The sequence below is a fragment of the Candidatus Mycobacterium wuenschmannii genome (assembly GCF_030252325.1).
Taxonomy (GTDB): Bacteria; Actinomycetota; Actinomycetes; order Mycobacteriales; family Mycobacteriaceae; genus Mycobacterium; species Mycobacterium wuenschmannii.
In genome coordinates, this window is the sequence record NZ_CP126981.1 from 575,280 (window position 1) to 587,976 (window position 12,697).

The following is a 12,697-nucleotide window of genomic DNA, read 5'->3' on the forward strand; positions in this document are numbered from 1 at the left end:
CCACGGCGATGACAATTGCCGAAGCTTGGGGGTTGGCAAAATGATCATCGACCTTGCAGATCCGCGTTTACTACGTTGATGACGCCGGCTGGTGAGTCGAATGCCTGATCGGAGCGACGAGCTGCAGGTTGCTCGCGACCAGATTGAACAGCTCGTTCAGGCCATCGTCGAGATCGGGTCCGATCTCGACCTGCACGGGACGCTGGAACGAATCGTGAAGGCCGCGATCGAGCTGACCGGAGCGACTTCCGGCGTCCTTGGCATCCGCGGGGCGGACGCCGGTTTCGCGTCATTCATCAACGCGGGCATCGACGCCGACTTGGCCCGACGATTCGGTCGGCTCCCGATCGGCGACGGGCTCCGGATCGATGACCTCGGGGCGCATGCCCAGGCGATCGAAGTGGAAGCGGGAGCCTTGCGCGTAAGAGCCTTGCTCGCGATCCCGATCACCGTCCGCGCCGACGATTTCGGCACCCTCTTCCTGGCCGACGACCGGCTCGGACACGTCTTCTCCGATGCGCAGGACCGCGCCGCTCGGGCACTGGCGTCGGCCGCCGCCGTCGCCATCGACAATGCCCGCCTCTTCGAACGCGAGCGTGAAACCGCCAAGTGGACGACGGCGAGTCGCGAGATCACCACCGCGCTGCTGTCTGGCGATCCGCAGACGGGCCCGCTGCAACTGATCGTGAACAGAGCCCTCGAGCTGGCGGAGGCCGAGCAGGCCATTCTGCTGGTGCCGGGGGAGTCCGATCTTCCCGTCGAACAGATCGACACGTTGGTGGTCGCCGCCGCGGCAGGTCGGTATACCTCGCAGGTCATTGGTCAGCAGGTTCCGATGAAGCGCTCGACCACGGGAAGTGTTGTCAGGAGCGGTATACCGCTCATCACCGACTCCTTCCAATATCCGATCGAAGGCTTCACCGATGTCGGCGAGCGTCCGGCGATAGTCATCCCGCTGATTGCCGACGAAGCTGCGCTCGGTGTCATCGCGGTCGCACGAAACCCCCAGCAGCCGCCCTTCAGCACCGACTATCTCGAGCTGGTCAGCGACTTCGCCAGCCACGCGGCAATTGCGTTGGCGCTGGCCGCAGGTCGCGAGCATTCGCTCAATCGTCAACTCGCACAAGCAGATACGGTCGACGATGCCCTTCGTGGGGCGGCGGAGGAGCTGCGTCGGTTGTGGCGTGCCCGCCGCGTCCTCACGGCGACGTTCCCGCGCCGCGGGAGCTCCGAATACGCCGGGGAAGAACCACAATTGTTGTCGGTCGGCGAGGCCGCTCGCTGGGATGAACTGCCGCTTCGGCTGCGCGACAATCTCCGTTCGCTCCGCGACGGCGACCTGCTGCGGCCGTACATCTCCGAGCCGGGTTCGGCCGGCATCGCCGTGCAACACCCCAGCGGGGTGCTCGCTGTCTGGATCGACCTGGTCGAGCAACGACCTTTCACCCTCGAGGACCAGACCCTGTTGACCATGCAAGCCGGTCGTCTCGGGCAGGGCTTGCAGCGAGTGCATCAAGTCGACCAGCAACGAGAAACGGCATTGGCGCTCCAGCACGCCATTCTGGGCCCGGCCCACCTTCCGCAGGGTTTCGCCGTGCGCTATCAGGCGGCGAGCCGGCCCTTGCAGGTCGGCGGCGATTGGTACGACATCGTCGACCTCGACGACGGTCGCATCGGATTGATCGTCGGCGACTGCGTCGGCCACGGTCTCGCCGCGGCGACCGTGATGGGTCAGCTGCGCAGCGCATGCCGCGCCCTGCTCCTCGAACGCCCCAGTCCCCGTGTCGCTTTGGCGGGACTGGATCGGTTCGCCGCACGATTACCGGGGGCTCGGTGCACCACGGCGGTGTGCGCGGTGCTGAATCCGCAGACCGGCGAGTTGGTGTATTCAGTTGCGGGACATCCGCCCCCGATCGTGATGTGTGCCGATGGCACGACACAGGTTCTCGAGGACGGCCGCACGATACCGGTAGGGGTGCGACCCGATCGTGCCCGGCCCGAGGCTCGAGTGACGTTGCCGCCGCGCGGCCTCCTGCTGCTCTACACCGACGGTTTGGTGGAGCGTCGTCACTTTGCCCTGGATGACGGCATCGCCAGAGTCTGCGACATCTTGAGTGAGGGTCGCACGGGCGAATTGGAGCAGCTGGCGAACCAGGTGATGTCCAGCCTGACGCCGAGCGGTGGCTACCAAGATGACGTCGCACTCCTGCTGTACCGGCATCCGGCACCGCTGGCGCTCGAATTCCCGGCCGACGCGAATCGGCTCGCCGAAGTTCGTGGTGCACTGCGTGATTGGCTGCGCCAGGCCGGACTGGGTCCCGACCAGATTCACGCCGTGCTGGTCGCCGCCGGCGAAGCCGTTGCCAACGCGATCGAACACGGCCACCGCGATCACCCGATGGGGCCGGTCACCTTGAATGCGACGGTCGGCGCTACCGACGTGAAGATAACGGTTGTTGATTCGGGTTCCTGGAAACCGCCCGAGCCGGATGCGAAGGCCCATCGCGGTCGCGGAATCGCGCTGATGCGCGCGCTGGTCGACGACGTGGTGATAAATCCTGAAAATGGCGGAACCACAACACATTTGACTGCAAGGATTGACTGATGGCGACGTCGCTGACCCTGAAAACCACGCGGTCCGGTGCCGGCGAGCTGGTACTGACCGCGACGGGAGAGATCGACCTGAGCACCGTCGAACCATTCGCTCGGGCACTCAACGCGGCCGTTGCCGAAACGGCCACCGACGGCGTACTCGTCGTCGATCTGAGCGCCGTCGAATATCTGGACAGCGCCGGAGTCAACGTCATGTTTCCCCACGCCGATCACATCCGCGTCATCGCCCACCCCTTCCTGGTGCGCGTATTCGACATCAGCGGCTTCAGCGAGCTGGCGACCGTCCAGGGCCCCACTGCCCGCAATCCCGGTTGACTCAGGCCTCGCCGCTCACGTTTGACTCGGGCGGTCGTGGGTAGCTCACAGGTCAGCGCGGCGGGCGTCAGTACTGGCCTCGCGGCCATTCCATCGGCGACATGCGGAGGACATGCAGTGGCAAAGCGGATCGTGCTTGGCATCGTGGCTGCGGCGGCCACCGTGACAATCGGCCTGGCCGGGTGTTCGGGCGACAAGTCCAGCACCGGCGCGAGTAGTAGCGCGCCGGGTCCCGTCGGAAACAAGGTCGTCGTCGACGGCCAGGCCCAAAACGTCGCCGGGCCGATCAGCTGCACCCAGGTGAACGGCAATACCAGCATCGGGTTCGGCGACCCGTCGACCGGTGTGGGCGCGGTGGTCAGCAACGCTGACCCGCCTGTCGTTCAGGCCGTCGGGCTGGGCAACCTGAACGGCGCCACGTTGGGCTACTCGGCCGGCGCGCCGGATCAGGGAAATGTCCAAGCCACCAAGAGTGGTAACTCGTACACGATCAAGGGCACCGCGACGGGCGCCGACGCGGCCAATCCAGACCAGGCCGTCAGTAAGCCGTTCGAGATGGACGTGACTTGCCCTTGAGACTTTGGCGGCCGACGAGGCACCGGCCAGGAGTCATCGCGCAACAAGTTCGGAAGGAACCGACAGGTATGTACGTGAAGCGGATGGCAGGCGCGGCCTTCGCGGCGGCCCTCGGCATATCCGGCGTGACGATCGGCGCAGGACTTGCCGGCGCCACACCATTCAAGACCGATCCGGCATGCATCCACTGCGGGCCGTTCGCTGACGATCCGCATGGTCCCGGCGGGCCCGGCGGTCCGGGTGGACCCGGACCCGGACCCGGGGGACCCGGTGGTGGCGGCGGGCAAGGCGGGCAAGGTCCCGGTGGACCCGGTGGCGGCGGCGGCCGCGGTGGGCCCGGCGCTGGTGGCGGCCCTGGCGGTCCCGGCGCGCAGGGCCCCGGCGGTCCTGGTGGACCCAATGGTGGTCCTGGTGGACCCAATGGTGGTCCGGGTGGGCGCGGTCCGGGTGGCCCCGGGGGTCCCAGTGGTCCCGGTGCGCAAGGCCCGGGCGGTCCTGGTGGACCCAACGGCGGTCCTGGTGGGCGCGGACCTGGCGGTCCCGGTGCGCAAGGCCCGGGCGGTCCTGGTGGACCCAATGGTGGTCCTGGTGGACCCAATGGTGGTCCGGGTGGGCGCGGTCCGGGTGGCCCCAACGCTGGTCCTGGTGGTCCTGGTGGTCCGGGCGGACCCAACGGTGGTCCTGGAGGACCCGGTGGGCCGGGCGGCCCCGGTGGACGCGGACCGGGACCGGGTGGCCCCGGCGGACCGCCGCCCCAGCCGTACGTACCTCGCGGCTACTACGACCGAGGAGGCCCGCAGTGGGGCGGCCCGCGGGACGCACCGCACGGATTCAGCGCGCCCGGTCACGGTGCACCGCCGCCACCGCTGCAGCGCGGCTTCGGTTGGAACGGCGGACCTCCGCCCGGGGCACCGCCACCTAATTGGGACGGCCCGCCGCCTCCCGGTGGTTGGAACGGACCGCCGCCGCCTGGGGGCTGGAACCCTCGCTGGGACGGCCCGGCGCGCGACATAGGCCGGGCGCAGCGCGATTTCGGAAGGTTCAACTACAACGGGTACAACGCCATACCGGTCTTCAACCCGGTCTTTGGCGGCTGGGGATTCTGGTTCTTCGGCATCTGGATCCCGCTGTACTGACCTGAGATCGAACGGCCCGACCGACCTCCCGTCTGGAACCCGGCGGGAGGTCGGTCGTGTTCGACGCGGTGCCGGTGTGGCGTCTGTTCCGATTCCGTTGCAAGATGGCCGACGTGGCTATGTTCCAGGGCAGGGCGCTCGCCGACATCAATCTGAGTGGACGCGACCTCGGGGAAGCGCTCGCACTATTCATTTCCCGACGCGATCCGAGCCTGGAGAACATCCAGATCAAGCGCGCGACCCCGACGGGTGACGTCGAGACGCGGGTGCAACCCCACAAGCGGTGGTACGAGGTGCTCTTCGAGGTCGACGACAATCCCGACGAGGACGACGACGAAGACCCGACCAGTTACGAATCGCGCAAGAAAGCGGAAGCCAAAGCGCGAGCCGAGGAAAAGGCACGGGTGAAGCACTGGTCGGGGCGCAATCAGGGCGTCTTTCCGACCAGCGAGGTATGGCCCGAAGCCAATCAGTGACGCGAATCGGTCCGCATCGTCGATGATGTGAGCGGACCGAGAGGAGCGCCGGTGGCTGAGGTGTTGGTGATCGACCGAGCCCGTGGGATGCGCGATCTGGTCCGTGCCGAGGCTGCCGAATCCGAGCGACTGCGGACGCTGTCCCCGGCCATCATCGACGAGATGTGGGTCCGCGATCTGATGCCGGCGTTCAATCCGAAGGCGGCCGGAGGTGTCGAGCCGTCGTTTCCGGAGATGATCGATACCTGGATCGAAATGGCTTGGCAGGATGGGTCTTTCGGTTGGATAGGAATCGCCAACCTGCCATCGACCTTCGCCGCCGCGACCTATCTGCCCGACGACGGCTTCGCCGAGATTTTCACCGGCAACGACAATCGGGTCACTATCGGCGGACAGTATTTTCCGAACGGGCAGGGCGTCACCGTCGACGGCGGTTTCCGGCTGAGCGGTGCATGGAACTTCGGGTCCGGCACCGGTCATTCGGCGTACATCGGTGCGGGCTTCTTCCCGATGGACGACGGTGAAATGCGCTGGGTCAGCGAAGGCGTTCCGGACATGCGGGTGGCGTTCGTGCCGCGCGACGAGGTCGTCTTCGCCGATGGTTGGCATGTCCAGGGACTCAAGGGAACTGGCTCGTATGACTACTCCATCACCGATGTCTTCGTGCCTGAGTGCCGAACCATTCCACTGTTCGTCCGCGAGCCCGTGCGGGGAAGTTCGCCTGCGAGCCGGATGGGACTGATGGCTGTCACGGCTGCCGGTCACGCCTCCTTCGCGCTGGGCGTCGCCAAGAGCATGCTCGACGATGTCGAGGAGCTGGCCGCGACCAAGGTACGGATGAGCGACATGGCGGCGCTGGCCAGTCGGCAGACCTTCCAGAAGGGGCTGGCCCACCACGTGGCCGCTTGGCGGGCGGCCCGCCTGCTGGTGCTCGACGCCTTCACCGCCGCCGAGTCCGCCGTCGATGCCGGCGATGACCTGACGCCCCGGCTGCGGGCCGATATGCGGGTGGCTGCGGTCTACGCCACGGACACGGCCCGCGCGGCCGCGGAGTGGGCGCACCTGGCGGCCGGCACCACCGCGATTCGCGAAGGTACCCGCCTCAAGCGGGCGTTCCGTGACATCTACACCGGCACGCAGCATGCGTTCATCAGCGAGAAGGTGGCGATGGACGTCGCGCAGATCTGGCTGGGTCTCATCGACGATCAGTTCGGACTCTGACTGCGCGGCAACCGAATTGAGAGGACCGCGATGGTGAACATCGACCGTGCTCGATCCCGGACGTTCCTCGTGACGGGTGTCGCGTCGGGTATCGGCCTGGCCACGGCCGAGCGCCTGCTCGCCGAAGGCGGCACCGTCGTCGGCGCCGATGTGGTCGACCCGCCCCACCTGGGATCCGAATTTCGTTTCGTGACAGCCGATGTCACGGACGAAGCCGCGATCGAGGCGGTGCTGGCCGCCGTCCCGGATCGGCTCGACGGCGTCGTCCACGCCGCGGGCGTGGCGGGCGGGGGACCGGTTCACCTGCTCGAACGCACCGAGTGGGAGCGGGTGATCGCGATCAACCTGACGGGCACCTTTCTCGTCGCCAAGGCGGCCCTCACCCGGATGATCGACCAACCTCGCGTCGACGGCGAGCGAGGGTCGCTCGTGACGCTCGCCAGCGTCGAAGGAATCGAGGGGACCGCGGGAGGCAGCGTGTACAACGCCACGAAAGGCGGAGTCGTGTTGCTGACCAAGAACATCGCACTCGACTACGGGCCCAGCGGGATCCGGGCGAACGCGCTCTGCCCTGGATTCATCGAAACACCCTTGACCGAAAGTGTTTTCGGCTTGCCCGGGATGGAAGGGCCGCGCTCATCGATCACCGAGGAGCACGCGCTGCAGCGGATGGGCCACGCGGAGGAAGTCGCGGCGATGGCCGCTTTCCTGGTGTCGCCCGACGCGTCATTCGTCAGCGGTCAGGCGATCGCCGTCGACGGTGGGTACACCGCGGGCCGTGACCATGGCGTGGTTCGACTATTCGGTCTGCCGACCTGAGGTCAGTCGATGTCCATGGCGGCCGACAACGCGGCGTCCACGCTGGCGTCCACCGGCAACAGATCGCCCAGTCCGCAAGCGCGCACGATCCGAGCCACGACCGGCTGGTTGCTCACCAAGCGCATCTCGACGCCGCGTTCCCGCGAGCGCTCCGCCTCTTCAGCCAGGGCGGCGTAGGCGCAACAGCCCATGAAGTCCAGCCCGCTGGTGTCGATCACGAGCGGCCCCGGCGGACCCGCGGCCGCGGAAGCCTCGCTCAGCAGGCGGCGCCAGGTCGCGTCGTTGGACGCATCCAGCTCCCCTCCGGCGTTGACGATCACAGCGGAGCCGTAGCGCTCGGTCGTCGCTCGCAGCGTGCTGCGGGCTTGAGCCAACGAGGAAATCAGCCGGCTACTCAGCATCAAAGGATGAAAAGATGGGTCGGCCATCAGAAAAGTGCTCATGGTGCTCCTGATCCATAGGCGCTGAACGCCTCGATATGGATGCCCGCCCTGTAAGCTTAAGACCGACCTCGATTAGTGGATATAACCTTTATAACAGTCGGATATCGATGATGTCCATCCAGTACCGCCTGAGAATTGCGTGTGGAATGCGGATAAGCGTCAATTTTTGAAGCGAACTTTGCCGGCGAATCACGCGATCGTAATTCCCGAGCGGCGTCGGCGTCCGGCGTGGTGCGAACAGTGCGCGGGTCGGCGTCAAATGCATCCCCGCGCAATACATTTCACAGCAGGCCGGGGGCCTGCCGCGCAGGTGCCGGTACGGCTACGGCGGGTTTCGGTTCCGGCGGATCGATTTGCGGCAAACCACGAAACTGACGGTCCGGCAATGTCTGGAATATTTTTGACGGATTGTGGAAAAAATCAACAATTCTTTGATAAGCGCTCCGACCAGCCTCGACACCCGTCAAAAAGCCGGAAAATGTTGGCGTTGCTAACTATTTTTACGCCGTGGAAGGATCGGTTTCCTGGGCGTGCTCGGCTTCAAGATCAGCGATCGCGCGAGATGTCCGCTCGCGCAGCACTATTGCGGCCGTGACGCCGCCCACGAGGGCAACGAGCAACGCCACCCAGGAAAACCGCGTCAGCCATCGTTCCGCGGCGATGCCCGCGTAATAGACCAGCGCGGTGGTGCCGCCGGCCCAGCACAGCGCACCGGAGACGTTGGCGAGCAAAAATCTGGCGTACCGCATCTTCAGGGCCCCGGCCAGCGGTCCGGCGAAAATACGTAGTAGCGCGATGAACCGGCCGAAGAACACCGCTCGCGCGCCCCAGCGCTCGAAGAGTCGTTCGGCGTAGAGAACATGCCCGTGGCCGAAATGGTTCGGGAATCGGCGACCCAGCCGGTCGAACAGCGGCAGGCCGAGGCGCCGGCCGATCGCGTAGCCGATCGAGTCACCGATCACCGCCCCGACCACCGCGGCCCCGCCCACACCGACCGGATTGACCGCAAGCTCGTGCCGCGACGACAGCAGCGCGGCGCTGACCAGAACGATCTCACCGGGTAGCGGAATGCCCAGGCTCTCGACTCCGACGACCGCGCCGACCATGCCGTACACGGCCAGCGGGGGGACCGACTGCAGCAGCGCATCGACCGTCATGGGTAAAGAATGCCCGACACCTTCGCCGGATGGGCCACCGCAGGTAACTTTGCCCAACATGACCGTAGATCGTTACGACGAGGGCATGGCGGTGCGGCGCGAAGTGCTCGGCGACAGTTATGTCGACCTCGCCAGCGCCAAGACCAACGAATTCACCCGCGACTTTCAGCGGATCATCACCGAATTCGCTTGGGGCACAGTCTGGACGCGACCGGGCTTGGATCGGCGGAGTCGCTCGATCGTCACCCTGACCGCGCTGATCGCGCGCGGCCATCACGACGAGCTTGCCCTGCATCTGCGGGGCGCTCTGAACAACGGGCTAACCCCCGATGAGATCAAGGAAGTCTTGCTGCAGGCGGCGGTCTACTGTGGGGTCCCGGCCGCGAATGCTGCATTCCGGGTTGCGCAGGATGTACTCACTGAGGTTGAGCAGCAACGAGATTCGACGCCATGAGCGCCGTGGCCGTGGCGGTCGTCTTCGTCTGGCTCGGTATGGTGCTGGCGATCTCGTTTCTGGAGGCGCCGTTGAAGTTCCGTGCGCCCGGCGTCACGCTGCCGATCGGCCTGGGCATCGGGCGGCTGGTGTTCCGTGCGCTGAACATCGTCGAGGTCGTGTTCGCGATCGTCATCGCGGCGACCCTGATCGGCGGTCGGCCATCACCTTGTGTGACGGCGGCGCTGACCGGTGCGATCGTGATCCTCGCCGTCCAGATCATGGGTGTGCGGCCCCGGCTGACCCGCCGCTCCGATCAGGTGCTGGCCGGACTCGATGCCCCGCGCTCACACGGGCATCTGGTGTACGTGGCCCTCGAGGTGATCAAGTCGCTCGGATTGATCACGGGCGGGGCTCTTCTACTATGGCGCTGAGATGACGAATTCCAGCTCATTGTCGACGCCCTGGTCCACGGCGATGGGGTTGCGGGTGCCGATCGTCAACGCGCCCATGGGCGGAGTCGCCGGCGGGCGGTTGGCCGCGGGCGTCAGCGCTGCCGGCGGGCTGGGCATGGTGGGCATGGGGACGGCCGGGTCGACGTCGCTGCTGCACGCCGAACTGCCCCATGTGACAGGGGTTTTCGGAATTGGCCTGGTTGACTGGGTGATGCGCAAAGAGGCCGGTCTCTTCGAGGCCGCCCTGGCCGCGAAACCGGTGCTGATCTCGGTCAGCTTCGGCACCGATCTGTCCTGGGTGAGCCGGGTTCATGACGCCGGAACCGTCGCTGCCACACAGGTTTACAACAGTGACGAGGCCCGTCGGGCGCAGGACGCCGGCGTCGATCTGCTGGTGGCACGCGGTAGCGAGGGCGGCGGTCACGGCGACGCCACGATCGGCACGCTGCCGTTGCTCGACGCGGTGCTCGACGCCGTGACGGTGCCGGTGCTGGCTGCGGGTGGAATCGCGTCGGCGCGCAGCCTCGCCGCGGTGCTCGCGGCCGGGGCCAGCGGCGCCTGGCTAGGCACCTGCCTGTCGGCGTCGGTCGAAGCACTGACCAGTGACGCCGGGCGTGACGCGCTGATCAGGGCCCGCGAGACCGACACCGAAAGCACCCGGGTCTACGACATCGTCCGGCACCTGCCATGGGCCGAACGCTTTCCGTCACGCGTGCTGCGCAACGACTTCGTCGCCCGCTGGACCGGGCGTGAGGAGGCGCTGGCCGCCGACCCCGACGCCGAAGCCGAACTCAACACGGCGATCGCCGCCGACGACCGTCGCGTGGCCGCCGTCGACGCGGGCCAGGGTGTGGGGATGGTCACCGAGGTGACACCCGTCGGCGAGGTCATCGACCGACTGTGCACCGGCGCGCGCGACCTGCTCGCGGGCTGGGGCTAGACCGCCCGCACGTAGCGCTTGTTCATCACCCGCTGCAGCAACGACGTGAACGGCCCGCCGGCTCTAGCCCACCAGGTACCCGGCCGGGAGAACGCCGAGACCTCGGCGAACACCGCGGACGTGACGGGGTCATGACGCACGACAAAGCGCTCCTCGCCGACCTCGGGATGACCGGGCAACGTGCCGTAGGCGAATCCGCGGACGTGCGGTTCGTCGACGACGTAGACAACCCGGCACGGGGCTTTGAAGAGCCGGAAAAGTTTCACCACCACGAGCGTGCCTGCCTCGATGCGTTCGCTGCTCGTCTCGACGCCCAGCCCGGAACCGCGCTGCATGCCCCAGTGCATCACCGCGTCGGCGGCCTCTTCGAAGCGGAGCTGACCCATGCCGATGTGGGCGGAGTAGCCCATGTGCTTGTAGCCCGGGGGAAAGGGCCCTGCGGTCGCGCCGACTTCTGGATAGGTGAATGGCAACTGCGCAATCGTCTGCAAATCCACCGACTCAGCTTGCCACGCGGACGTGGCCGGGTTGTGCGGGCAGGCGTACGGTCGGCGGAGTGACTACCCAAGCCCCCGCTCAGGCATCCGGAACATTCACTCTCGGCGGCGATCTCGCGATCAACCGCCTCGGCTACGGCGCGATGCGCCTCACCGGTAAGGGCGTGTGGGGCCCGCCTGCTGACCGCGACGAAGCCATCCGCGTGCTGCGCCGCGCGGCCGAGTTGGGCGTCAACTTCATCGACACCGCGAACTCCTACGGCCCGTATTTCGCCGAGGAGATCATCCGTGAGGCCCTGCATCCCTACGACGGCTTGGTGATCGCCACGAAGGCGGGGCTGCTGCGCACCGGGCCGGACGTGTGGATCCCGCTGGGCTTCCCGTCGTACCTGCGTCAGGAGTGCGAGCTCAGCCTGCGCCGACTCGGCGTCGACACCATCGATCTGTTCCAGCTGCACCGCATCGACGACAAGTTCCCGCTCGAGGATCAGGTCGGTGAGCTGGTCAAGCTGCAGGAAGAGGGCAAGATCCGGCATATCGGGCTGTCCGAGATCGACGTCGATCAGCTGCACGCCGCGCAGAAGGTCGCGACCATCGTCTCGGTGCAGAACCTGTACAACCTGAACACCCGCAACGCCGAGGAGCTGCTCGACGAGTCGACCAAGCAGGGGATCGGCTTCATCCCGTGGTTTCCGCTGGCCGCCGGCCCGCTCGCCGCCGCCGACGGCCCGCTGGCGCGGATGGGCGCCGAGCACGGCCACGCGAAGCCGTCGCAGCTGGCGCTGGCCTGGCTGCTGAAGCGGTCGCCGGTGGTGCTTCCGATCCCGGGCACGTCGAGCGTCGAGCACTTGGAGGAGAACGTTGCCGCCGCCGAGATCGAACTGACCGATGCGGAGTTCGACAAGCTCAGTGAACTCGGCAAGGGGAACGCCGCCTAAGGCCCGTCGACGCCGCGCAATACGGTGTTCGGGTGGCACCTCGTGACGCGTGGCATCCCGGCGGCGGGTTCAACCCGCCCGACCCCAGCACGCAAGGCGGACCGGATTACGGACGCTTCATCGATGGCGTTCGCACGCTGCAGGACCACGCCCGCGCGGTCGACGCGCCCGATCAGGTGATCACCGAGGCCGCCGACCTGCTCGACAAGCTGTCGGCGCTGCTCACCCCGTTCGACGCCGACGAGTGGAGTTCGCCGTCGGGCCGGCGGATGGACCTGCCGGTGCGCGGCAACATCCTGACCGTCCCGATGAACGCCCACAAGACCGACGACGGCCGCATCGAGGGGTGGGCGCGGTTCGCGCGGTTTCACCTGGGCCGCAATGGCGCCGTACACGGCGGCTGCCTCGGCATGCTGTTCGACACCGTGCTGGGGCTGACGTCGTCTGTGCTCACCGGTGGGCCGCGGCAACGCACCGCCTATCTGCACATCAACTATCGCCAGATCGTGCCGATCGAAAAGAAGCTGCAGATAGATGCGCGGGTCGACAGGGTGGAGGGTCGCAAGGTCTTCGTCTCCGGGCGCCTGTGCGACGGCGAGACCGTTCTCACTGACGCCGAGGCGTTGTTCGTCCTTCTGAAACCGGGTCAGCCTTAAGGCTGCAACCCTCGGGCGATAC

At 66.8% G+C, this 12,697-nt stretch carries 15 protein-coding genes; 12 read left to right on the forward strand and 3 right to left on the reverse strand.

Annotated features, from left to right (window positions below; genetic code table 11):
• Positions 1 to 100: 100 nt before the first annotated feature.
• The 7 genes from PT015_RS02965 to PT015_RS02995 all read left to right on the forward strand — a co-directional run bounded on the left by PT015_RS02965 (position 101) and on the right by PT015_RS02995 (position 7,156).
• On the forward strand, positions 101 to 2,605 hold the full coding sequence (locus PT015_RS02965) for a SpoIIE family protein phosphatase (protein WP_285188688.1): 2,505 nt from the start codon (positions 101 to 103) through the stop codon (positions 2,603 to 2,605).
• Positions 2,605 to 2,928 (forward strand): STAS domain-containing protein, encoded by a 324-nt coding sequence (locus tag PT015_RS02970; RefSeq protein ID WP_285188689.1) that lies wholly within the window; start codon positions 2,605 to 2,607, stop codon positions 2,926 to 2,928. The genes PT015_RS02965 and PT015_RS02970 overlap by 1 nt, the downstream gene beginning before the upstream one ends.
• Positions 2,929 to 3,045: 117 nt before the next feature.
• Positions 3,046 to 3,504, forward strand: a complete 459-nt coding sequence (locus PT015_RS02975) for a lipoprotein LpqH (RefSeq protein WP_285188690.1) — start codon at positions 3,046 to 3,048, stop codon at positions 3,502 to 3,504.
• Positions 3,505 to 3,587: 83 nt separating this feature from the next.
• Positions 3,588 to 4,640, forward strand: coding sequence for an MAP_0585 family protein (locus PT015_RS02980; protein ID WP_390887921.1), 1,053 nt, complete (start codon positions 3,588 to 3,590; stop codon positions 4,638 to 4,640).
• A gap of 104 nt (positions 4,641 to 4,744) precedes the next feature.
• On the forward strand, positions 4,745 to 5,116 hold the full coding sequence (locus PT015_RS02985; RefSeq protein WP_285188693.1) for a hypothetical protein: 372 nt from the start codon (positions 4,745 to 4,747) through the stop codon (positions 5,114 to 5,116).
• An 87-nt stretch (positions 5,117 to 5,203) separates the two neighbouring features.
• The gene (locus PT015_RS02990) at positions 5,204 to 6,337 is read left to right on the forward strand and encodes an acyl-CoA dehydrogenase family protein (protein ID WP_285190896.1); all 1,134 of its coding nucleotides are present in this window, start codon (positions 5,204 to 5,206) and stop codon (positions 6,335 to 6,337) included.
• A 30-nt stretch (positions 6,338 to 6,367) separates the two neighbouring features.
• Positions 6,368 to 7,156 carry an SDR family NAD(P)-dependent oxidoreductase gene (locus PT015_RS02995; RefSeq protein ID WP_285188694.1) on the forward strand — a complete coding sequence of 263 codons (789 nt, stop codon included), beginning with the start codon at positions 6,368 to 6,370 and terminating at the stop codon, positions 7,154 to 7,156.
• Positions 7,157 to 7,158: 2 nt separating this feature from the next.
• On the opposite strand, the gene PT015_RS03000 is transcribed toward PT015_RS02995, so the two are convergent.
• Together PT015_RS03000 and PT015_RS03005 are read right to left on the reverse strand one after the other, a co-directional pair.
• Positions 7,159 to 7,599, reverse strand: coding sequence for an anti-sigma factor antagonist (locus PT015_RS03000; RefSeq protein WP_285188696.1), 441 nt, complete (start codon positions 7,597 to 7,599; stop codon positions 7,159 to 7,161).
• A gap of 500 nt (positions 7,600 to 8,099) precedes the next feature.
• Positions 8,100 to 8,756 (reverse strand): DedA family protein, encoded by a 657-nt coding sequence (locus PT015_RS03005; protein WP_285188698.1) that lies wholly within the window; start codon positions 8,754 to 8,756, stop codon positions 8,100 to 8,102.
• Between the two features lie 58 nt (positions 8,757 to 8,814).
• On the opposite strand from PT015_RS03005, the gene pcaC reads away from it, so the two are divergent.
• The 3 genes from pcaC to PT015_RS03020 are packed head-to-tail and all read left to right on the forward strand — an operon-like array spanning position 8,815 to position 10,584.
• Positions 8,815 to 9,210, forward strand: coding sequence for a 4-carboxymuconolactone decarboxylase (pcaC, locus tag PT015_RS03010; RefSeq protein WP_285188700.1), 396 nt, complete (start codon positions 8,815 to 8,817; stop codon positions 9,208 to 9,210).
• Positions 9,207 to 9,623 (forward strand): hypothetical protein, encoded by a 417-nt coding sequence (locus tag PT015_RS03015; RefSeq protein WP_285188701.1) that lies wholly within the window; start codon positions 9,207 to 9,209, stop codon positions 9,621 to 9,623. Before pcaC ends, PT015_RS03015 begins: the two co-directional genes overlap by 4 nt.
• A 1-nt stretch (position 9,624) precedes the next feature.
• Positions 9,625 to 10,584 carry an NAD(P)H-dependent flavin oxidoreductase gene (locus tag PT015_RS03020; RefSeq protein ID WP_285188703.1) on the forward strand — a complete coding sequence of 320 codons (960 nt, stop codon included), beginning with the start codon at positions 9,625 to 9,627 and terminating at the stop codon, positions 10,582 to 10,584.
• Here the strand turns inward: PT015_RS03020 and PT015_RS03025 are convergent.
• On the reverse strand, positions 10,581 to 11,081 hold the full coding sequence (locus PT015_RS03025) for a DUF1990 domain-containing protein (RefSeq protein WP_285188704.1): 501 nt from the start codon (positions 11,079 to 11,081) through the stop codon (positions 10,581 to 10,583). The genes PT015_RS03020 and PT015_RS03025 overlap by 4 nt on opposite strands.
• A gap of 59 nt (positions 11,082 to 11,140) precedes the next feature.
• On the opposite strand from PT015_RS03025, the gene PT015_RS03030 reads away from it, so the two are divergent.
• The gene (locus PT015_RS03030; RefSeq protein ID WP_285188705.1) at positions 11,141 to 12,019 is read left to right on the forward strand and encodes an aldo/keto reductase; all 879 of its coding nucleotides are present in this window, start codon (positions 11,141 to 11,143) and stop codon (positions 12,017 to 12,019) included.
• Positions 12,020 to 12,051: 32 nt separating this feature from the next.
• Entirely contained in the window at positions 12,052 to 12,675 is a 624-nt protein-coding gene (locus tag PT015_RS03035; protein ID WP_285188706.1) for a PaaI family thioesterase, read from the forward strand.
• Positions 12,676 to 12,697 lie beyond the last annotated feature (22 nt).